General features: G+C 64.5%; 16 protein-coding genes and 1 pseudogene. 11 read left to right on the top strand and 6 right to left on the bottom strand.

The genetic code is table 11. The features are described from left to right. Window positions 1-7: 7 nt before the first annotated feature. Genes DYST_RS16775 through DYST_RS16765 form a run of 3 tightly spaced genes read left to right on the top strand, consistent with a single transcriptional unit; the run spans window position 8 to window position 5113 of the window. Complete coding sequence (locus DYST_RS16775) at window positions 8-1315, top strand: SO2930 family diheme c-type cytochrome (protein WP_239946798.1); 1308 nt, start codon at window positions 8-10, stop codon at window positions 1313-1315. Next, window positions 1215-3698 carry a TonB-dependent receptor gene (locus tag DYST_RS16770; protein ID WP_239946796.1) on the top strand — a complete coding sequence of 828 codons (2484 nt, stop codon included), beginning with the start codon at window positions 1215-1217 and terminating at the stop codon, window positions 3696-3698. Before DYST_RS16775 ends, DYST_RS16770 begins: the two co-directional genes overlap by 101 nt. A gap of 2 nt (window positions 3699-3700) precedes the next feature. Continuing rightward, a complete protein-coding gene (locus DYST_RS16765; RefSeq protein ID WP_239946794.1) occupies window positions 3701-5113 on the top strand; it encodes a coniferyl aldehyde dehydrogenase in 1413 nt (470 codons plus the stop codon). Window positions 5114-5236: 123 nt separating this feature from the next. On the opposite strand, the gene DYST_RS16760 is transcribed toward DYST_RS16765, so the two are convergent. Next, on the bottom strand, window positions 5237-6676 hold the full coding sequence (locus DYST_RS16760; RefSeq protein WP_239946792.1) for an OmpP1/FadL family transporter: 1440 nt from the start codon (window positions 6674-6676) through the stop codon (window positions 5237-5239). 347 nt (window positions 6677-7023) lie between these two features. Between DYST_RS16760 and DYST_RS16755 the strand changes: the two genes are divergently transcribed. Together DYST_RS16755 and DYST_RS16750 are read left to right on the top strand one after the other, a co-directional pair. Next, window positions 7024-7320: a YcgL domain-containing protein gene (locus DYST_RS16755; RefSeq protein ID WP_239946791.1), complete on the top strand. Its 297-nt coding sequence runs from the start codon at window positions 7024-7026 to the stop codon at window positions 7318-7320. A gap of 1015 nt (window positions 7321-8335) precedes the next feature. Beyond that, entirely contained in the window at window positions 8336-10873 is a 2538-nt protein-coding gene (locus DYST_RS16750; RefSeq protein WP_428993992.1) for an ankyrin repeat domain-containing protein, read from the top strand. A 246-nt stretch (window positions 10874-11119) separates the two neighbouring features. Here DYST_RS16750 and DYST_RS16745 read toward each other — a convergent pair whose 3' ends face one another. From DYST_RS16745 to DYST_RS16735, 3 genes are all read right to left on the bottom strand, one after another. Then, entirely contained in the window at window positions 11120-12217 is a 1098-nt protein-coding gene (locus DYST_RS16745; RefSeq protein ID WP_239946788.1) for a glycosyltransferase family 9 protein, read from the bottom strand. A 187-nt stretch (window positions 12218-12404) separates the two neighbouring features. Next, on the bottom strand, window positions 12405-14252 hold the full coding sequence (locus tag DYST_RS16740) for a monovalent cation:proton antiporter-2 (CPA2) family protein (protein ID WP_102303045.1): 1848 nt from the start codon (window positions 14250-14252) through the stop codon (window positions 12405-12407). Window positions 14253-14343: 91 nt separating this feature from the next. Further along, window positions 14344-15234 carry a LysR substrate-binding domain-containing protein gene (locus DYST_RS16735; RefSeq protein WP_239946783.1) on the bottom strand — a complete coding sequence of 297 codons (891 nt, stop codon included), beginning with the start codon at window positions 15232-15234 and terminating at the stop codon, window positions 14344-14346. Window positions 15235-15338: 104 nt separating this feature from the next. Here DYST_RS16735 and DYST_RS16730 point away from each other — a divergent pair, with 104 nt between their 5' ends. Genes DYST_RS16730 through DYST_RS16720 form a run of 3 tightly spaced genes read left to right on the top strand, consistent with a single transcriptional unit; the run spans window position 15339 to window position 16611 of the window. Next, the gene (locus tag DYST_RS16730) at window positions 15339-15668 is read left to right on the top strand and encodes a carboxymuconolactone decarboxylase family protein (RefSeq protein WP_239946782.1); all 330 of its coding nucleotides are present in this window, start codon (window positions 15339-15341) and stop codon (window positions 15666-15668) included. Next, window positions 15665-16210: a DUF4865 family protein gene (locus DYST_RS16725; protein WP_239946780.1), complete on the top strand. Its 546-nt coding sequence runs from the start codon at window positions 15665-15667 to the stop codon at window positions 16208-16210. Before DYST_RS16730 ends, DYST_RS16725 begins: the two co-directional genes overlap by 4 nt. A 20-nt stretch (window positions 16211-16230) precedes the next feature. Then, the gene (locus tag DYST_RS16720; protein ID WP_239946778.1) at window positions 16231-16611 is read left to right on the top strand and encodes a tautomerase family protein; all 381 of its coding nucleotides are present in this window, start codon (window positions 16231-16233) and stop codon (window positions 16609-16611) included. A gap of 25 nt (window positions 16612-16636) precedes the next feature. On the opposite strand, the gene soxR is transcribed toward DYST_RS16720, so the two are convergent. Next, entirely contained in the window at window positions 16637-17101 is a 465-nt protein-coding gene (gene soxR, locus DYST_RS16715) for a redox-sensitive transcriptional activator SoxR (RefSeq protein ID WP_102303050.1), read from the bottom strand. A gap of 70 nt (window positions 17102-17171) precedes the next feature. On the opposite strand from soxR, the gene DYST_RS16710 reads away from it, so the two are divergent. Both DYST_RS16710 and DYST_RS16705 read left to right on the top strand, forming a co-directional pair. After that, on the top strand, window positions 17172-17507 hold the full coding sequence (locus tag DYST_RS16710; protein WP_239946777.1) for a hypothetical protein: 336 nt from the start codon (window positions 17172-17174) through the stop codon (window positions 17505-17507). Window positions 17508-17816: 309 nt separating this feature from the next. Further along, on the top strand, window positions 17817-17963 hold the full coding sequence (locus DYST_RS16705; RefSeq protein ID WP_239946775.1) for a hypothetical protein: 147 nt from the start codon (window positions 17817-17819) through the stop codon (window positions 17961-17963). Window positions 17964-18150: 187 nt separating this feature from the next. Here DYST_RS16705 and hemB read toward each other — a convergent pair. Next, window positions 18151-19142 (bottom strand): annotated as a pseudogene (hemB, locus tag DYST_RS16700) (porphobilinogen synthase). A gap of 186 nt (window positions 19143-19328) precedes the next feature. Between hemB and DYST_RS16695 the strand changes: the two are divergent. Further along, a complete protein-coding gene (locus tag DYST_RS16695; RefSeq protein ID WP_239946773.1) occupies window positions 19329-20933 on the top strand; it encodes a S53 family peptidase in 1605 nt (534 codons plus the stop codon). The last annotated feature ends 33 nt before the right edge of the window (window positions 20934-20966 follow it).

The raw sequence follows: 20966 nt of genomic DNA, 5'->3' as shown, positions 1-20966 counted from the left end.
GTCAACGATGACGAAGTGGTTCGTGCGTGCCGGCCTGGCGCTGGCATTGATGCTCGTGGCTGCCTGCCACCGGGGGCTGGACCCGGTGGCCTTCCAAGCGGACGGTCGCCCGCCGAGGCTCAGCGACTGGCATGTCGTGGAAGTACGCGATGGCAAGCTCGTGCTCAATCAGGGCGTGGTGCCCTACGACCTCAACACGCCGCTGTTCACCGATTACGCGCACAAGTTGCGCACGATCTGGATGCCCTCGGGTGTCTCTGCCAAGTACGACCCGACCGACACCTTCGATTTCCCCGTCGGCACCGTTATCAGCAAGACCTTCTATTACCCGCGCACGGCAGACGGCAAGTTCAGCGATGTGGCTCGCACGTATGACGCGTCAAAGGATTTCGCCGGGGAAGGACTCGACCTGGCCCATGTGCACTTGATCGAGACGCGCATCCTGGTGCGTCGCGAAGCAGGCTGGGCGGCGATTCCCTATGTATGGAAGGACGACCAGAGCGACGCACTGCTTGCACGTACGGGCGCAGTGATTCCACTGACCCTGGTGGACGACAAGGCGGCTCGCGAAGACTTCAACTACGTGGTGCCCGACGAAAGCCAGTGCTCAAGCTGCCATGCGCAAGACTGGGTCACGCGCAAGATCCACCCAATCGGGCCGAAGGCACGCCACCTCAACCGCGACTATCACTACGCGACGGGTGACGAAAACGAACTGGCTCACCTGATGAAAGTGGGTTACCTCACCGGCGCGCCGGCACCGGCCGATGCGCCGCGCAATGCGAACTGGGCGGACGAACACGCCTCGCTCGATGCACGCGCACGGGCTTATCTCGACATCAACTGCGGGCACTGCCACAACCCCAAGGGCGCAGCTAACACCACTGGCCTGACCTTGGACGTGAGCGTGCTCGAGGACCGCCATCTCGGCATCTGCAAGCCGCCGGTCGCCGCGGGACGCGGTACGGGCGATCACTTGTTCGATATCGTGCCCGGCTTGCCGGACGATTCCATCCTGCCGTTCCGGATGGGCTCGACCGACCCGGGCACGATGATGCCGGAACTGGGCCGAAGCACGGTGCACCGCGAAGGCGTGGCACTGATCAAGGCATGGATTGCGGCGCAGTCGGGGGGGCTGCGTCGCGATTCATTAATGGAGCAGCACGCCGCGGCCCTCGGGCCGCGGCCTTTTCATTCGAGGGGAGAAACTGCTGATGAATACCCGTCCGCGTCCGTTGTCCGCCTGCCTGCATCGCCTGCTGCTCGGCAGCACTCTAGTGCTCGGTGCACTGCCCGCCGACGGCTGGGCCAGTGACGATGCCTCGCCTGCGCCACAGCAAGGCACCAGCAGTTCGCAGCAGGGCGGTAGCACCGCCGCAGACCCCGAGAAGGCCAAGCTGCTCGGCAACGTCACCGTGACTGCGCAGAGCCGTACGCAGGAAGTGCAGTCGGTGCCGATTCCGGTGCAGATCGTCACCGCCAAGCAGATCGACACGCTGGCGGCGACGGATCTCAGCAAGATGGACATCTTCGTGCCGGGCTTGGTGATCGACGCCAGCCAGCCGACGCAGCCCACTTATGAGCTACGCGGCATCTCCACCAGCAACTTCGGTATCGGCACCGAGTCGGCCGTCGGCATCTACATCAACGGCGTATATGCCGCGCGCTCCGGTGGCTCGCTGCTCGCCTTCAACGACATCGCGCGCATCGAAGTATTGAAGGGGCCACAGGGCACGTTGTTCGGCCGCAATGCAGCGGCGGGCGCGATCTCCATCGTCACCAACGAGCCCACCGACAAGTTAGAAGGCAGCGCCCGCGTACGCTTCGGCAACGACGGCCGCAAGTACGCCGATGCGTTGGTGAACATACCCATCAACAAGGACATGGCGCTGCGCCTGAGCGTGCTGGACAACCAGAGCGACGGCTGGATCAAGGATGCCGCCACCGGCAAGCGCTATGGCGAGGACAACGAGTGGGGCACGCGCGCAGTGTTCCGCTGGAACGTCACCGACAACACGCGCGTACTGCTGTCGTGGGACCATGAGAAGCTCGACCAGCCGCCCGCACCCGCGATCGGCCTGATTCCGCTTTCCAACGACACCAACGAGCGCGCACCCTTCCCGCCCGATCCCAGCACCTATCTCAACCCGCTGCACGCGCCTCTCTACAACGACACCATCGGCGCGCGCGAGTCACGTCGTTTCGACGGCGGGACACTGCAGATCGACCACTCCTTCAGCTGGGGTGATTTCGTCTCCACCACGGCGTGGCGCGGCTTCGACACCTACAACAAGGGTGACTATGACGGCACCAATCATGTCGTCACCTATCTCGCCACCGCCAACATCGAGCACAACAACAGCTGGTATCAGGAGTTCAAGCTGTCGGGCAACAACGACCTGATGGACTGGGTCGCTGGCGCGAGCTACTACCAGGAACAGGCACGCCAGACCAGCGAAACCGATATCAACACCAACAGCCTCGACACACTCGCGCAGAACGTGCTGGGCGTGGGCACGCCACTCACCGACATCAGCAACGCGCTGGCCTCGTTCGGCCTCCCGTTCACGCTGCTGGGCGATCCGTGGAAGGAATCCATCAGCAATGACGGTAACTTCAAGGCCTACGCCGCGTTCGGCGACGTGATCTGGCACGTCAGCGATAAGTTCGACGTCACCACCGGCTTGCGCTACACGCGCGATGAGAAAGAGTTCAGCTGGTACAACATGCCGCGTAGCGCGCCGCAGCTCGACGCCACCATCGCCGGCCTGGAAGGGCTGGGCATCGTGCAGATGCTCCCGCCGCAAGCGCAGGCTGCGTTGGCCGCTTTCAGCAACAATGTGATCTTCACCAGCGCGGTCGGCATGCCTGTCTATGCCAGCAATACCTGGAACAACTGGAGCCCACGCGTGGTCGCCAGCTACAAGTTCACGCCGGACGTGATGGGCTACTTCTCCATCACCAAGGGCTACAAGGCCGGCGGTTACAACAGCGTGCAGGTGGGCTCGACGTTCCAACCGGAGAAGGTGATCAACTACGAGGGCGGCATCAAGAGCCTGTTCCCGGACCAGAACCTGCTGCTCAACGCCTCTGTGTACTACTACCGCTACAACAACATGCAGTCGCTGGCGCTGGACCCGAACAGCCCCGCTACCGGCCTGCCGATCTACGTGGTGAACAGCAGCGACCAAGAGGCGAAGGGCCTGGAGCTTGAAGCGCAGTGGCAACCCATCGACGGCTTCCGCGCCAATTTCATGGGTGCCTACATCGACTCCACCTATCGCAAAGCCGTCGCGCCGGATGGCACGGATCTCACCGGCCAACCGACGGGCGCCCCATACTTCTCCGGCGCGCTCTCGCTGTCCTACACTGTGCACGGCATTGCCAACGGCGACCTGGAATTCGACCTGTCACAGGCCTATCGTGGTGCGACGCGCTGCAATGCCGACTCGCAGTTTCAGGGCCAGTGCAACGTGAGCCCGAACTTCAAGATCGGCAGCAGCGAACAGCGCACGGATGCCCGCATCGACTGGCACGCACCGGGTGACCACTGGGGTGTGGCGTTGTACGGCACCAATGTCTTCAACAAGCGTTACGTGACCGGCGTGAACAACATCAGTGCATCGGTGTTCGGCACGCCGTTCGCCACCATCACTCCGCCCCGCATGTGGGGCCTGGAACTACGCGCGAAGTTCTGACCATGGAAAAGCCCCAACCCTCGCTGCACTCGACCCTCCTGCGCCTGCGTGAAGCCCAGGCGCGCGACCCCATGCCACCGTGGGACGTCCGCGCAACGCGCCTGCGCACGCTGGAGCGAATGCTCAACGAGCAGCGGGATGCGTTCGCCCAAGCCATCAACGACGACTTCGGCCACCGCCCGAAGGAGGAGACAGAACTGCTGGAGCTCTACCCCAGCCTCTCCAATCTCCGTCATTCGCTGAAGAACGGGCGTCGCTGGATGCGCGCGCGGGGCAAGCTTGCCAACCTGGTGTTCCTGCCTGCGCGCACCACGCTGATGCCGCAACCACGTGGTGTCGTAGGCATCATCGTGCCGTGGAACTACCCGATCTTCCTTGCGGTAGGCCCGCTGATCGACGCACTCACCGCGGGTAACCGCGTGATGCTGAAGATGAGCGAGTACACGCCACGCTTCTCGGCGCTCTTCGCCGAGCAGGTTGCTCGCTATTTCGGGGCGGATGAAGTGGTCGTGGTCACGGGTGACGCCGATGTCGCCCAGGCCTTCTCCGCACTTCCGTTCGACCATCTGCTGTTCACCGGTTCCACCGCCGTCGGCCATCACGTGATGCGCGCGGCAGCCAGCAACCTCACGCCGGTGACGCTCGAATTGGGCGGCAAGTCGCCAGCCATCATCGGCCCCGGCGCACGCTTTGAGCATGCGGTGGAACGCATTGTGTTCGGCAAGCTGGTGAACGCAGGACAGACCTGCATCGCCCCCGACTACGTGCTGGTGCCGCGCGAACGCATGGGCGATTTCGTGGCCGCCGTACGTAAAACGGTCGGCAAGCTCTATCCCAACCTCGGGCTGCAACAGCAGTACGCCTCGATCGTTTCTGACAGACAGTACGAGCGACTCAGCACGTTGCGCGACGATGCCATCAAGGCCGGCGCGCGCATCGAACCGATGAGCGATGCCCACGACATCTCTGCCAAACGCCTGTTCGCGCCGGTCATGTTGACCGACGTGAACGACACCATGGCCGTCATGCAGGACGAGATCTTCGGTCCATTGCTGCCGGTCATGCCGTACGACTCAGTGGATGATGCGGTCAGCTACATCGCTGCTCATCCGCAACCGCTTGCGCTGTATCTGTTCGAGGAAAGCCGCTCGACCATCGACCATGTGCTTGCCCGCACGCACGCCGGTGGTGTCACCGTGAACGACACGCTGTATCACATCGCCCAGCACGGCCTACCCTTCGGCGGCGTCGGCCCCTCGGGTATCGGCGGCTATCACGGCGAAGCGGGCTTTCGCACGTTCTCGCACATGAAGCCCGTGTTCCGGCAGGCGCGGCTCAATGGCACGGGCATGCTCAATCCACCGTATGGTGCGCAGTTCAAGCGGATGCTGAAGCTGCTGATGCGCGTGGGCTAAGCACGGCCCGACTCGCCCTCTCAAAGAGCGCTGTCATCGCCCCACGGAACTAACCCATAAAAAAACCTCCCCGCTCACGCGGGGAGGTTTTTTTGTATCGGTTCGTTTCGCGAGAGTCCGCGATTAGAACTTGTACTGAGCCGACAGGCTGAGCAGGTTGCCGTAGTCGTCCGAGCTGCCGGTGATCACGTCGCCGGTGGAGCTGGCGGCATTGATGCGCGCGCTGTTGACGAAGATATGCGCATACGACGCGTTGATCACGAACTTCTCGTTGATCTTGTAGCCAGCGCCGAAGGACACCAGCTGACGGGTACCATCGGGCACGCGCGGATCGCGGGTGGACGTCTGGGTCGGCGTGGTGTCGAGGGCGAGGCCGGCGCGCAGGGTCAGCTTGTCGTTGGCGTAATACTCGCCACCGATCGCGATGTACCAGCTGTTCTTCCAGTTGAACGCTTCAGACGTGGTGGGCTGCGCCGGGTTGGCGTAGTACACGTTGAGGTCCTTGAAGGAATCCCACTTGGTCCAGGCCACGTCGGCGCCCAGGCCGAACTTCTCTTCCTGGTGCCAATAGCTGGCGGTCGCCACGGCCGGCGTGGTGAACGGCGCGGTGCCTTCGGTGTGGGTGAACGGCGTGCCGCCCGCACCGGCCAGCAGAGCTGCCACGGTCGGGTTGCTCAGCAGTGCCTGCACGTTGGAGGGCACGGTGAAATTGGCGGTGCCTTCCAGGCGATGCGAAATCTTGGAGCGGTAGTCGAGCGCGAACTTGTCGTTCGGCGTGATCTTCCACAGCATGCCGATCTGGTAGCCGTAGGCCCAATCGTCACCCTTGATGCGGGCGATGCCGTCCGAACCCGGCGGCACGATGGTGTTGACCTGCTGAGCAAGCGCAGCACCGGTGGCCGGCGGAATCGCGCCGCCCTGCACTGCCTGATTCACCAGGCCCAGGCCAACGGCGTTGTAGTTGATGGCCGAGGTCAGCTCTGCCGAGGTCTTCTGCGCGATGCCGCTCACGCCGATGGCGAAGTTGTCGCTCACGTCATAGGACACCGACAGGGTACCGTCGAGCGATTCGAACTTCGACTTGATGGCGTTGTAGCGGCCGATCCAGTTGTTGTCGTACTCGGTCTGGAAGCCGAACGGCACCGTAAAGGCCGCACCCACGTGCCACTTGTCGCCAAGCTGGGTGGCGAAGAAGAAAGCCGGGACCGGCATGGTGGTGCCGGCATCGCCGCCACCGTTGCCGTTGATCGGGCGGCCCAGCGCGTCGTGCGCGGTGCCACTGAAAGAGGTGCCAAAGTTGATGGCGGTAACGTCGGCCTGGAAGTAGGTGCCCTTCAGGTCGCTCATCGCAGCCGGGTTGTTGGCCACGACCGAGGCGTCGCCACCCGCGGTAGCGGAACCGGCGTAGGCGCGGCCCATGGCGGCGGCGCTGTCTTCGTGCAGCTGGAACGCACTGGCGTGGGCGCGCGGCGGCGCAGCAAGCGACCCAAGGATCGCCAGGCTCAGCGCAGCGAGCGTAAGCGGACGGCCCGCACGTGAAAGTTGACGGAATGACATCTGCATCAGCAATGCTCCTGCTTATCGTTGATCTGGCTTCGGGTAGTAGCGGGGGCTTGACGTCGTCGCCTGATTTTCATACGCGCGTTTGAGACCCCTGGCCGGAACTTTGCCGGCTCATCGCAGGGCTTGCAAGTGCGGTCGCAGCAAAGTTCCCGACGAATTGGCGCTTCATATCCACCGTTCGTGGGCGATTAACGAAGATGCCGCCATCCCCCGTCTCGCAAACGCAAACGTATGGTGGAAACTGGATGTAACAGTGAAAGGAGGGGACGTGGCTAGACGGGGCTGTTAGGCTTACAGACCGCGCCTGCGGGTGCGCCCCTCTTCATCTATTGCCGACGGGTGCCGCCATGCACTGTTTTGTCTACGCCAGCCAGCGCAAGCCCGATACCTATTTATGGCTTGGTCGCCGCGACGACTTCGAATGCATCCCCGAGTCGCTGTCCCTGATGCTCGGCGATCTGCGCTTTGTGCTTGAGGTTGAACTGTCCGGCGAGCGCAAGCTGCCCCAGCAGGATGCCAGGGAAGTGCTCCAGCACATCCAGGAGCAGGGCTGGCATCTGCAGCTACCACCCAACGAAACGCTGGCGACGGCCAACCATCTCGCTTACAAGAGTGCGCCGCACGATCCGCAGCGCGATCACTGAACACGATCACTGAAGTTGATCGCATCTGGCGCCGTTAACACGGGATTACCGTCTGGCACTGTCACGATTCCTATACTCCGCGCCCATGGCCTATTCAAAAACGCGTCGCTCGCCTCCGTTTCTACAAGCCCTTGCCTGGTTCATTCCCGGACTGGTCGTCACCGCCATCGCGGCGCTGGGCGCCCATCCGCTCGCGCTGATACCGCTGCTGGCCGCCAATGCGCTGACCATGGCGGCGGTGTGCCATGCGATCGGCTTTGATCCGGAACCGCGTTTTGGCCGCACCGTGCTGCGGCGAGGTGCTGCCCATCTGGTGATGTTCACCGGTTACGTGGTGCTGGTGTTCCTGCTGGTGGCGTGGCCGATGCTCAAGCTCAACCAGTCGCCCAGCCTAAGCGCGGCGCTGCTGCTGGCTGGTGCGCTGGTGATCGCGCTGGGCGCGTTGTGGCGCGTATGGCCGGCCTTCGGCCTGGTTTACGTGTGGGATGACGCCTATCCGGCGCAGAGTGATGGCTCGTGGATCTTCACCGCCACCGCACGCAGCCTCGCGTTCGGACGCCACCTGTCGCGCGAAGAGCGCTTCTTCACTCACTTTCTGCCCGCCGCGCTGTCGCTGCTGGTGCTGGCCTTCGTCGCCATTGCACTGACTGGCCTCTATGGCGTGCTGCCTTCCGAACTGCGCACGGCGGCCTTGGTGCTCTACGGCGTGGTGCTGATGCCACTGGGCTGTCTGATCATCGCTAACCGCACACTGCGTGCGCTGTTGTGTGAGAGCCGCCGCCCACTGCGGCAGCCCGCCAGCGGTCTGGTCGATGCGCCTGCACCGGCCCCCGCACCCAAGCCGGCGCCCCAGCTCAGCGAACAGGAGCGCACCGCCGGCACGCCTGAGCAAGCACACGCCCTGCTGGCAGCCACGCGCGATGGCGACATCGAGCGCGCGCTCGCGCTGGTAGAAGCCGGCGCCGATCCGAACACCTCGCCTGTGCAAGGTGACCGCGACCAACGCCCGGTGCTGATGCTCGCTGCCCTACTGCCCGACACGCGCCTGCTACGCGCGCTGATCGCCAAGGGCGCGGACGTGAATCGCGCCAGCGGTGGTCTCTCGCCGCTACTCGCCGCCACCCGCGACAGCTGGCACGGCCGCGCCGAAGCGGTGATGACCCTGTTGGCTAACGGCGCCAGCGCCCTCGCCACCGATGCCGAGGGCAATACCCCGCTGCACGGCGCGGTGCTCAGTGGTGAACCCATCGTGGCGGCGATGCTGCTTGATGCAGGTGCATCGATCAACGCGCTCAACAAGACCGGCCTGAGCCCATTGGCGGTTGCCTGCCGCGCGGCCAACTGGTCGGTGGCCAAGTTCCTGCTTGAGCGCAGCGCCAAACCCACGCCTGCCGATGGCGAACCCGCCCTGGTCGCCGCCGCCGGCGTGCCGGACGACGACGTGGAAGGCGTGAAGTTGTTGCTCAAGCATCGCGCCGCTATCAACGCCGTGGATGCACGCCACCGTAGCGCGCTGATGGCCGCCGCGGCCGAAGGCCATGAACAGATTGCCCGCGCGCTGCGTGCGGCCGGTGCAGACGTGAATCTCACCGATCGCCACGGCAGCACAGCACTGATGGAAGCCGCTCGCGCCGGTGCCGTCGGCATCGTAAAGCTGCTGGCCGAAGCACAACCGGATGCCCGTGCGCGCGACAGCCATGGCCGCGATGCGCTCACCCTGGCCTGCCAGTCGCCGCAGGCCCATGCGGAAGTCGTGCGCGCCCTGCTCTCGCTCGGCGCAGAGCCCAAGACCCCCGGCAGCAATGGCCGCAGCGCGCTCGACTACGCTGCCGCCGCTGGTCGCTGGGATCTGGTCGCCCTGCTCGATCCGGAAACCCCGCTGCCCGCCAGCCTCAGCATGGATGCCATGCCCGAAGGCGCGGACACGCCCGCCCATCTGCTCGATGCGCTGCGCTTCGGCCATTGGGCTGTGGTGTCCACCTTTACCCATCGTGTGCGCGACTGGCCGCAATCGCATCTGGCCCAGCTATACCTGGATCTGGCCGGACCGGGACAAAGTGCCGGTCGCCGCTGGCTGCTGGACCACGCGCTCGATCCCGAAGCGCGACTGCAGCCCCAGTTGGTCGACGACGCGGAAACCGTAGAAGGCGTGGAGCCTTCCCTGCCGCCGCTGGGTCGCCGCCTGTTCGACGCCCTGCTGCAGCTACTGCCGGCTGCCACCGAAGCCGTCGATGACCTGCTGCACGCCGGCGCAACGCCGGCCGGCACCGGTCTTCTGGCGCAGGCCTTGCTGAAGCTGGAAGACAGCGCACAAGGTGCAGCGCTGCCGCTGGTGATGCTCGATCGCGGTGCCGACCCGTTCGGCGCCGATGCACGCGAGCGCACCCCGGTACACCTGGCCGCCACGTACGGCCACGCAACACTGCTGCAAGCGCTACTGACTCGCGGCTGCGACCCGAACACGCGCGACATCAGCGGCCGCACGCCGTTGTTCGCCGCCCTGGAACATGGCGAACGCGCACTGCCGTTGGTGCGTTCACTGGTTGCGCATGGCGCTGACCCGGAAGCCATTGACGTCAATGGCGAGACGCCGCTCGGCCTCTCGCTGGAACATGAAGCCGTCGAGCGCTGGCTGAATTGGGGCGACTGGGCACGGCCCGCGCGTCCGCTGCGCGCCGAAGACTTGCCGTCTGCCGCCAAAACCGGCGCGCTCGCCGCGGTGGAACGCATGTTGGAGCTCGGCTTTGCCGTCGACACGCAGGATCGCCAGGGCGCCACCGCACTGCTGCATGCCTGCGGTGCGGGCCAGCGCGAGGTCGCTGCGCTGTTGCTGGACAAGGGCGCCGATGCCGCGCTCGCCGCCACCAATGGCATGACGCCACTGGCCGCCGCCGTCAGCGCACGCCGCGAAACGCTCGTCGCCCTGTTGCTGCAGAACAACGCCGCTATTGACCAGCGCCTGCCCGGCGACGCCACCGCACTGATGATCGCCGCCGCCATGGGTTATCCCGAAATCGCCGAGCAACTACTCGACGGCGGTGCCGATGTGAATGCGGTCGACGCGCGCGGACACGGTGCGCTGCATGCCGCCGCGCAGTACGGCTTCGATCACAACGACAGCCTGCGTGCACGACGCCTGTTCGACGCCCTGCTCAAGCGCGACGCCAACGTCAGCCTCGCCGACAAGGAAGGCAAGACACCGCTGCTGCTGCTGCTGGGTGCGCACCTGCGCCCCGGCAGTGAATGCGATCCCACCCACATCGGTGCGCTGGTGCCGGTGCTGCTGGATGCCGGCGCCGTGCTCGAACACGCCGACCAGCGCGGCGTGACCGCATTGCATGCGTGCGCGATGCACGCGCTGCTCGCACCGGCTCGCGTGCTGCTGGCACGCGGCGCGGATCGCCAAGCCGAAGATGCCTTCGGACGCACCGCCGCAGATGTGGCACGCGCGATCGGCTACATCGACATCGCCCACGAACTAGCCGCGCGAAGCACGGGAAGCATTCCCAGCGTACGGCAGATGTTGCGACAGCCCGCTCAGCCCTCGGACTGAAGCGAACGGGCACCGTAAGTGCAGCCCGCCGTTGTCCGCGGGCTGCAAGAGTCCATTCAAGATCTCGCGTGAGCTCTCGGTTTCCTCACCGTCATTCCGGCGCAGGCCGGAATCCAGGAGCGAAAGCAGCCAGCTATCGCCAGGCGTCAACGCAGTTAGCTCTTCCGCGAAAGCAGAGCGACGAGGCCACTGGATTCCGGCCTGCGCCGGAATGACGAGTGGCAAGAATGGAGATTTGAGCGGGCTCTAAGCCCTCAGCGCTTGCTGCAGTGGGCGACGAGCCATGGGAGCGGGACGGGGCGGCAACTGGCGCCACGCCTGCGCCACTTCATCCAGCCCGATGTGATCGATACGCGGCACGTCCGGCAGGCCGCCGATGGCATGCACCGCGCTGCCGGTAGCGCTGCGCGGCGTCCACATCGACGGCCAGCGATTGCCGAACAGCACGACCAACGGACAACCCACGGCGGCCGCCAAATGCGCAGGCCCCGTGTCGACCGACACCATGCTGTGGGCAATATGCAGCAGCGCACGCAACTGGCCCAAGGGCAGGCCCTCGCGCGGCGTGATGACGTTGGCGTGCCCCGCCGCCTTGCCGATGGTGGCGAGATAAGCCGCCTCCGCCGCCGAGCCGCACAGCACCACGCGCGCCTCAGGCATATGGTCGAGGATCGCCGTGCAAAGTGCGGCCCAACGCTCCACCGGCCAAGACTTGTCGTCGTCCTCGCGCTTGCGCACGCCATTCCAGCGCATGGTGCGCTTGTTCGACGGCTGCAGCAGCACCAGCGGGCGCCCATACATATCGTGATGGGCAAGCCATTGCCCTGCCTCGTCCAACTCCGCAGCGGTCGGCTCCAGGTGCGGCGCGCAAGGCCATGCGCGGTCCGGACAGAGCGCATCGCGGAACGCCAGCGGCGTTTCGTCGGCGAAACGCATCAACCAATCCACCCAGTGTTCGGCCTCGTACAGCGGCGTGTCTTCGATAAACACGCAGTGCTCGGCCGGAATGCCCGCCAGCGCCAGCATGGGGCGCACCTTGGTGCGCGTGCGCACATCAGGTTCGCAAATGTAGAACGGCGACTCACGTAGCTCGCGCAGCGACAGCGCCGTACGCAGGCGCTGCGGATTGAGCCACAGGGCGCCGTACTGGCTATCGAAATGGCGCACTTCGGCAACGTCTTCGTTGCCCTCGTACAGCACGCGCGAACAGTCGCCCAGCGACACCAGGCGGCAGGCACCGCCATAGCGATGCCTGAGCTTGTGCAACAGCGGTTGCAACAAGATGGTGTCGCCCAATCGTCCAAAACGGATAACGACGGGATGGCGTACCGCGCGCTGGCTCATGCAAAGTCGAATAGACGTCGGGAAAACCCGATCCGTCAGGTGGCCCGCCCCCCCGGCGGCACGACCCTCTGGCGGCGCCATCTTTCCTCATTCGCGGCGAAATGAGTTGCGGATGAACGTAAGTTGCCACGCCGCCTATGCCGTTCCGGGGCGCAGGAAATCGCGCTCACCGGGTACCCGCAAGAACTCAGCGCGTTACGTCTTCGTCGTTGGGCTTCGCGTCCGTGGGCTCTTCACGCTCGCGCTTGGCCTCGGGTGAGGCATCGGCCTGGAACAACTGCTCCAGGTCGGTCAGCGCATCGCGGGTGGTCTGCACGATGCGCGCATCGTCGTCGTAAACCAGGTATTGGCGCTTGAGCAGTTCGGCGTCCTGGCGGCGGAAGCGCTCGACCTGATCGGCCGCCGTTTCCGGTGATATGCCCAGCGCTTCCAGCGTCTGGCGTGTCATCTTGAGGCTGGAGTACAGCGTCTCGCGCACCGGCATTTCCACACCGAGATCCATCAGACGCCACACGTGCTGGCGATTGCGTGCGCGGGCAATGATCTTCAGACCGGGATACATGCGCCGCACCACACGCGCCGTACGCAGACTGGCCTCCGGATCATCCACGGCCAGCACAAACACATCGGCCTTGTCCGCCTGTGCCGCACGTAGCAGTTCCGGACGTGCCGGGTCGCCATAAAAAAGCTCGCTCCACTTGCCGAAGCGCTGCACCAGATCGATCTGCTCCACCGAATGATCGAGCGCCACGAACGGGATGCCCTGCGCGCGCAGCATGCGCGCCACGATCTGCCCCATGCGGCCGTAGCCGGCGATGATCACGCGCGGCGAATCGGTCACGATGGTGTCGAACTCGCGCTTTTGCTTCTTGGTCTCGGACTTCTTCAGCACGCGCCCAAGCCCCGCCACCATCAACGGCGTGAGCGCCATCGACAAGGTGATGGCAAGTACCTGAAGGCCATGCTGCCTGTCGGTAATGAGGCTCTGCTCACGCGCAAGCTTGAGAACGACGAACGCGAATTCGCCGCCACAGGCAAGCAGCACGGCGAGGCGCATTGCATCGCGATTGCCCAACCCGCCAACGATGCGACCCAATGGCCACAACAAGGCGCCCTTGAGCAGCAATAGCCCCACCACCAGCAAAGCAATCAGCCCCGGCCGCTCGATCAGCAAGGTCAGGTCCATCGACATGCCCACGCTGATGAAGAACAGACCGAGCAGCAGACCCTTGAACGGCTCGAGATGCGATTCCAGCTCGTGCCGGTACTCCGAGTCCGCCAGCAGCACGCCAGCGAGGAAGGCACCCAGCGTCGCGGACACGCCGACTTGCTCCATCAGCCACGCCGTGCCCATCACCACCAGCAGTGCGGTCGCCGTGGACACTTCCACGCTGTCCGCCCTGGCCACGAAACGGAACACCGGGCGCAACAGATAGCGGCCGCCGACCATCACCGCCACAATGCCCGCGGCGGTGCGCAGTACCGCGTACGGATCGAAGCCATGCTTGCTCGATGCACTCGCCAGCAAGGGCACCGCGGCGATCAACGGAATGGCGGCGAGATCCTGAAACAGCAAGATGGCGAAGGCTTGGCGCCCATAGGCCGTGCCAGCCTCTTTGCGCTCGGCGAGGATCTGCAAACCAAACGCCGTCGATGACAACGCCAGGCTACCGCCGACGATCGCTGCTGCGTTCACCGTGAAGCCGAACAGGTAGTAGGCGGCCGCACCAATAACCAGGCTGGTCGCCAGCACCTGCAAGAGGCCCGTGCCGAACACTTGCCGACGCATGACCCACAGGCGTTGCGGCGACAACTCCAGGCCGATCACGAACAGCATCAGCACGACGCCGAACTCAGAGATGGTCGCCACACCCGAGGTATCGGATATCAGCCCCAGCTCTTGCGGACCGATCACGATGCCCGCCAGCAGATAGCCGAGCACGGAGCCCAACCGGAAGCGCTTGGTCAACGGCACCGCGATGACCGTGGCCACCAGGAAAACCAGCGCCGTTTCCAGGAAATGGTGGCTATCCACTCGCACGCTCCATTCGGGGGATTCGCATTATTCCACGGCGCTACTGTGTAAACCGTCCCCGATCAGCGATATCAGCGATGCACGTCGCGAATCAGGCTGCCAGAGGCAGTTCCTGCCATTGCTGAGTGAGGATCGCCGCGAGGCGGTCCACCGCCGGTGACGACTCGGCATCCGCACGATGCAGGCGCAGTCCCAGTTCGCCCAACGGCGGCAACGCGGTCTCACGCGGCAACAACGCGCGCACGCTTGGTGGCAATCCGTAGGATGTTCGCAACGACACACCAAGTCCTGCGGCCACTGCGGCCCAGGTTCCCGCGAGACTGGCGCTGGTGAAGGCGATACGCCAGGGAATATTGGCCCGGTCCAAGGCGGTGGTTGCGGCGGTGCGCATGATGCACGGCGCCTCGAGCATCACCAGCGGGAGTGGTTCGTCGTCATCGCGAGGCCATGCGGGTGCGCCATCCGCACCACCGATCCAGCGCAGCGGCATGCTGCCCATATGTTCCTCATGCGGCGTCGACACGCCACCATCCCAGGCCAGTGCCAGATCAAGGCGACCGGAACCGACACGATCGAGCAATTCGGTGTTGCGCGCGATACGGACCTCCACCCGCACGCGCGGATGCGAGCGCGCGAAGCGGCCCAGCACCTCGGTGAGCAGGCTTTCGCCGAAATCCTCCGGCAGGCCGAGCCGTACCCGACCTTCGAGATCCGCCCCATGCAGCGCCGCGGCGGCCTCGTCGTTGAGCTCCAGCAGCCGGCGGGCGTAAGCCAGCATGGTTTCACCGGCCTCGGTCAGCGCCATGCCACGGCCGGATTTGCGCAGCACCGGCATGCCGGCCTGCTCCTCCAGCTTCTTCAGCTGCGCGCTCACTGCCGAGGTAGAGCGGTTCAGGCGCTCCGCCGCTTTGGCAAAGCTGCCCGCTTCCACACCGGTGACAAAGGTACGCAGTACGTCGAGATCGAAGGTGATGCGCCGCATAGCAATCATCCTGTTTTATTGGACTATCAATCCAATATTTTCCGATTTTCGGGATGATACTCTCCGCCTTAGGCTAGTCCTCGTCAAGCATGAGGAGGCTTTCCATGGACACCCAGCCCGACGACGGCCAGCGAAGTTTTGGCGATGTCGCGCCAGCTTTTGCCGAGCTCACCGACCGCGTGCTGTTCGGCGAGGTATGGAGCGATCCCTCGCTGGCGCCGCGTGACCGCAGCCTTGCCACGGTCGCCGCGCTGATCGCGCTGGGCCGCACCGAACAGTTGCCGTTCCACTTGCGGCGTGCGCGCGACAACGGCATCCGCCATGACGAACTCGTCGCGCTCACGACTCATCTGGCCTTCTATGCCGGCTGGCCCGTCGCCGCGTCTGCGGTGGCACGGCTGCGAGAATTGAAGGACGAGGAGGCACGCGCATGATCGCCATGCAGTACAGCTTCACCCTGCCAACCGACTACGACATGGCCATCATCCGCCAGCGCATCGCCGACAAAGGCCACATGCTGGATCACTTCGACGGCCTGCTCTTGAAGAGCTACCTGTATGCGGAGCGCGGGCCGTCGTCGAGCGAAAACCTGTATGCGCCGTTCTATGTATGGAAGGACAGCGCCGCCATGCAGCGCTTCCTGGGTAGTGACGGCTTTGCCAATATGGTGAAAGCCTTCGGCTGGCCCTCCATTCGCGTGTGGCCGGTGTGGGATGCTTATCTATCACCCGAAGCGCGGCATGCGCGCTTTGCATCACGCGAGATACATGCCATAGCGCCGCACAGCGCGCTCGACGTATTGCGCGAGGAACATCGCGCACAGCTTCAACGCGACATCGAGCGCGGCGCACTCGGCGCCGTCAGCGCCTTCGAACCCACTACGTGGACGCGCGTGAGCTTCCGCCTGTGGGACGAACCGCGCCCCGCCTTATCCGCCGGCCAGTGGTACGAGGTCGGCCACGTCTCCCAACCCTGAGCCTTCGCTGGAGAGTCCCCATGCCCCTCGTACGCATCTCACTTCGCCGCGGCAAAAGCGCGCAACACATCGCCGCCATCCGCAACAGCGTCTATCGCGCCATGGTCGAGGCATTCAACGTGCCTCAGAACGACCGCTTCATCCTGGTGCATCAGCATGACGCGGAAGAGTTCGACTACGACCCGAACTATCTGGACGTGCCACGCACTGACGACTTGGTGATTATCCAGATCGCCTGCAACAACACGCGCACCATCGAACAGAAAAAAGCCTTCTACCAGCGCACGGCTGAATTGCTCAGCAAAGAGCCAGGACTGAGGTCCCAGGACGTGTTCATCAATCTGCTGGAAACCGGCAAAGAAAACTGGTCGTTCGGCAATGGTGTCGCGCAGTACGCCTGAAATGATGTAACTCGCGCCTGCCGCGCTATTTCTTCACCAGCAGTCGCTGCGGGCCGGCACCATCATCACCAAGCTTGTCGTTCGGATTGCGCAAACGACAGCGGTCGATCGACAGACATCCGCAACCGATGCAGTCATCCAGCGTGTCGCGCAGTTTCTTCAACTGCGCGATGCGCTCGTCCAGCTCCGCCCGCCACGCAGCGGAGAGCCGCGCCCAATCTTCCCTCCCCGGCGCCGCTGTGACCGGCAACGTGGCGAGGGCCGAGGCGATATCCGCCAGCGAGATCCCGACACGCTGCGCCACGCGAATAAACGAGACTCGCCGCAGCACGGCACGCGCATAGCGCCGCTGATTGCCTACCGTCCGCTCGCTGCGGATCAGCCCCTTCGTCTCGTAGAAATGCAGCGTCGACACCGCCACACCACTGCGACGCGCCACCTCGCCCACGCTCAGCGTCATTGGCAGGCCATGCTGGGGAACCTGACTCATCCGATACCTCTTGACCTCAACTTTGGTTGAGGTCTTAGAGTGCCACGCACTTCACTCGGAATGAGCACTCATGAGCCACGCCCTCGCCTTCGATCGCAGGCCGGTCTACCGCATCGACCGTTTCAACGTCCCCGTCGCCGCATGGAACGCCTTCCTCGAACGCCTCCACCTGACCCAACGCGCGCTCGACCAATTGCCGGGCTGCCGCCAGAACCTGGTGCTTACTCAACCGGACCTTGGTGGCGAGTTCAATGTGATGACGGTGGTGGAGTGGATCGACGAGTCGCATATGTCGGCGGCGAAGGCGGTGATGCAGGCGCGCTATGCGAAGGAGCGGTTTGATCCGGCGGGGTTTATGCACGGGTTGGGGGTACAGGCGGATTTGGGGGTTTATCGCCATGTGTGAGTGGTGCAGGCTTCTATCGACCAAGCCGATCGATGACTCGTCCCGCACCGAACCCTCCTCGCCTCGACGCGCAGCCGCGTATATGCAGCTCGCAGAACTGGCGCAACGGAAACGCCGTCGCGGAGAGAACTTAAAGCCGGTCGTCGCTACGCATCCCGACCGTCGTGGACAACCAGCCAGGTAGTGACACAACCTGCCACGACGCGATGTGCAGCGCAGCTGCACGAGCCGTCTGCTTTCGCTTTTGACCGTCGGGCCCCCCTGTGCGGCGGTGAGGGGTGGACGAAAAGGCCCGCAGGGGGGATCGGCATGGATGCCGATCCCTTTTCGCCAGGGCAGGAGGCCCTGTCGAAAAGCCCGGCCGCCCCTCACGTACTGGCCGGCTTTATCGGCCAGCGCCAAGTGGGGGTGCCCTTTCTTCGGGTTACTTTTCTTCGGGCAAGCAAAGAAAAGTGACTCGGCCTCCGGCAGGAGGTCGAAACGCCCGCCGCGTAGGCGGCCAGGTCGCGATCACGCGCCAACCGAGAGCAAAGTCACTGGATCCCTGCCTTCGCAGGGATGACGGCTTAGAAGAAACGATGAGGCTAGATTGACCCCTCACCCCAACCCTCTCCCCGGAGGGGCGAGGGAGCAAAAAGTGGCATCACTCGCCCCGCAACCACCGCGCCGCATCCACCGCGAAATACGTCAAAATCGCATCCGCCCCCGCCCGCTTGAACGCCGTCAGCGACTCCAACACCACCGCCTTCTCGTCCAGCCAGCCATTCTGCGCGGCAGCCTTCAACATCGCGTACTCGCCACTCACCTGATACACAAACGTCGGCATGCCAAACGCATCCTTCACCCGACGCAGCACATCGAGATACGGCATACCCGGCTTCACCATCACCGCATCAGCGCCTTCGTGGATGTCCAGCTCGATCTCGCGTAACGCTTCGTCGCTGTTGCCCACATCCATCTGGTAGGTGTGCTTGTTGCCCTTGCCCAGGTTGCCAGCGGAACCCACGGCATCGCGGAACGGGCCATAGAACGCCGAGGCGTACTTGGCGGAGTAGGCAAGGATGCGTGTGTGAATGTAACCGGCGTCTTCCAGCGCATCGCGGATGGCGCCAATGCGTCCGTCCATCATGTCGGACGGGGCCACGAAATCCATGCCCGCTTCCGCCTGCGCCAGCGACATCTTGATCAGCGCTTCGATGGTGGGCTCGTTCATCACGTAGCCGTGCTCGTCGATCAGGCCGTCCTGCCCGTGAGTGGTGTAAGGGTCCAGCGCCACGTCACCGATCAGGCCAAGATCCGGGTACGTCGCCTTGAGCGCGCGCGTCGCGCGCTGCATCAGGGCATCGGGGTTCCACGCCTCACGTGCGTCCTCGCTCTTCACCGATGCACCCGGCGAAGGGAAAAGCGCCAGCGCGGGAATGCCCAGACGCACGCACTCGCCCGCCAGCTTTAGCAACTCATCGATCGACACGCGATCCACGCCCGGCATGGACGGCACCGGCTCGCGCTGGCCTTCACCTTCGATGATGAAGGCGACCATGATCAGGTCGGTGGGAAGCAAGGTGTTCTCGCGCATCAGCGCGCGGGAGAAGCATCGCGGCGCATGCGGCGCATGCGAACGGCGGGGTAGCTCATGGGCGAACTCTCGGGCAAGACATTTGCCCATTTTAGCGCTTTCGCGACAGCACGCCGTGGAGGCAGGTTGACGCGGACGGTGAGACGGCAAAACCGCACCATGCATGAATGCCCCGGCGCCACGAACACCCCGCTGCAACATTTGAAAGTGCAGTCTCAGCCAGCCTGTCACCAAGGAGTTCGACCATGAGCACGACCACCGCCCGCCGTCATCACTGGCCGCTCGCCAACGAGGCCACGTACCTGGGACCGCACGAAGGAACGGAACCCATGGACGTCACCATCGTCATGCGGCACCGCGGTGGTCAACACCCTTCGCCCGCGGCGTGGCCGCACAAGCCTGCGCTGCGCCGTGAAGATTTCGGCACCCAATGGGGCGCGGACCCGGCGGACGCGGAAATCATCCGTAAGTTCGCAAGCGAACATGGCCTGACCGAGACAAGCTCCGCACTCAATCGCCGCGTGATGCATCTGCGTGGTACGCCACAGCAATTGCAGCAGGCGTTCGGCGTGCAACTGGGCCGTTACCAGATGCCGGACGGCGGCCCCGAATTGATCGGTTGCCATCTTCCGCCGTCTCTCCCCGGCACGATCTCGTCATCCGTCATCGCCGTGCTCGGCCTGGACGCGCGGCCGATCGCACGCCCGCATTTTCGCCGCCCCTCCGCCAAGCCGGCCACCACGTACACGCCACCGCAACTGGGCTCGATCTACCAGTTTCCGGCGAGCGTCGATGGCACGGGGCAAACGGTGGCAGTGATCGAACTCGGCGGCGGTTTTACGCAGAGCGACTTCACGCAGTACATGCAATCGCTGGGCGTGAAGGCGCCCACGGTGACGGTGGTATCCGTGCAGGGCGGCACCAGCCAGCCCGGTGGTGATGCCGATGGTGAAGTGATGCTCGACGTGGAAGTGATCGGCGCGCTCGCACCGGGCGCCAACATCGCCGTGTATTTCGCACCGAATACCGACCAGGGTTTCTACGAGGCCATCTCGCAGGCGGCGCACGACACCACCAATCACCCGTCAGTCATGTCGATCAGTTGGGGCGGCCCGGAAGACGGCTGGTCCGCTTCATCGCTGAGCGCGATGCAGAGCGCGCTGCAGGATGCCGCTGCGCTCGGTGTCACCATCACGGTGGCGTGCGGTGACAGTGGCTTCACTGATGGCGAGAGCGATAACCAGCCGCACGTGGATTTCCCTGCGTCCAGCCCGTACGCGCTGGCTTGCGGCGGCACCTCGCTGGCCGCCAGTGGCACCAGCATCACCAGCGAAACCGTGTGGAACGATCTGGCCAGCAACGAAGGCGCCACGGGCGGCGGCGTCAGCGCGAGTTTCGCCTTGCCCACCTGGCAACAATCGTCCAACGTGCCTGCAGGCGCCAACGGCTTCGTGGGCCGCGGTGTGCCCGATGTCGCCGGTGATGCCGATCCGAACACCGGCTACCAGGTACTGGTGGATGGACAGAGCCAGGTGATTGGTGGCACCAGTGCCGTCGCACCGTTGTGGGCCGCGCTGATTGCGCGCTTCAACCAGCAACTGGGGCAGAACGTAGGCGATCCGCACGAAGCGTTCTACGCCATCGGTACCGCTGCTTTCCGCGACATCACGCAGGGCAACAACGGCAAGTTCGCAGCCGCCAAGGGCTGGGACGCATGCACGGGCCTGGGCACGCCCAAGGGCCAGACGCTGCTCGATGCGCTGACCCAACTGAAGACCACGGGTAGCGGCAGCTCGCCCACTACGCCCCCCAAGCATGGCAAGCCCACCAAGAAGCCTACGAAGAAGTGACCATCACCGGTGGGCGCGGACGCGCCCGCCTTT

The sequence above is a fragment of the Dyella terrae genome (assembly GCF_022394535.1).
GTDB lineage: Bacteria > Pseudomonadota > Gammaproteobacteria > Xanthomonadales > Rhodanobacteraceae > Dyella.
This window is presented reverse-complemented; position numbering and strand designations above follow the sequence as displayed.

Coding starts and splice junctions, on each gene's coding strand:
- DYST_RS16775 (WP_239946798.1), top strand. CDS start 8: ATGACGAAGTGGTTCGTGCGTGCCGGCCTGGCGCTGGCATTGATGCTC.
- DYST_RS16770 (WP_239946796.1), top strand. CDS start 1,215: ATGAATACCCGTCCGCGTCCGTTGTCCGCCTGCCTGCATCGCCTGCTG.
- DYST_RS16765 (WP_239946794.1), top strand. CDS start 3,701: ATGGAAAAGCCCCAACCCTCGCTGCACTCGACCCTCCTGCGCCTGCGT.
- DYST_RS16760 (WP_239946792.1), bottom strand. CDS start 6,676: ATGCAGATGTCATTCCGTCAACTTTCACGTGCGGGCCGTCCGCTTACG.
- DYST_RS16755 (WP_239946791.1), top strand. CDS start 7,024: ATGCACTGTTTTGTCTACGCCAGCCAGCGCAAGCCCGATACCTATTTA.
- DYST_RS16750 (WP_428993992.1), top strand. CDS start 8,336: ATGCTCGCTGCCCTACTGCCCGACACGCGCCTGCTACGCGCGCTGATC.
- DYST_RS16745 (WP_239946788.1), bottom strand. CDS start 12,217: ATGAGCCAGCGCGCGGTACGCCATCCCGTCGTTATCCGTTTTGGACGA.
- DYST_RS16735 (WP_239946783.1), bottom strand. CDS start 15,234: ATGCGGCGCATCACCTTCGATCTCGACGTACTGCGTACCTTTGTCACC.
- DYST_RS16730 (WP_239946782.1), top strand. CDS start 15,339: ATGGACACCCAGCCCGACGACGGCCAGCGAAGTTTTGGCGATGTCGCG.
- DYST_RS16725 (WP_239946780.1), top strand. CDS start 15,665: ATGATCGCCATGCAGTACAGCTTCACCCTGCCAACCGACTACGACATG.
- DYST_RS16720 (WP_239946778.1), top strand. CDS start 16,231: ATGCCCCTCGTACGCATCTCACTTCGCCGCGGCAAAAGCGCGCAACAC.
- soxR (WP_102303050.1), bottom strand. CDS start 17,101: ATGAGTCAGGTTCCCCAGCATGGCCTGCCAATGACGCTGAGCGTGGGC.
- DYST_RS16710 (WP_239946777.1), top strand. CDS start 17,172: ATGAGCCACGCCCTCGCCTTCGATCGCAGGCCGGTCTACCGCATCGAC.
- DYST_RS16705 (WP_239946775.1), top strand. CDS start 17,817: ATGGATGCCGATCCCTTTTCGCCAGGGCAGGAGGCCCTGTCGAAAAGC.
- DYST_RS16695 (WP_239946773.1), top strand. CDS start 19,329: ATGAGCACGACCACCGCCCGCCGTCATCACTGGCCGCTCGCCAACGAG.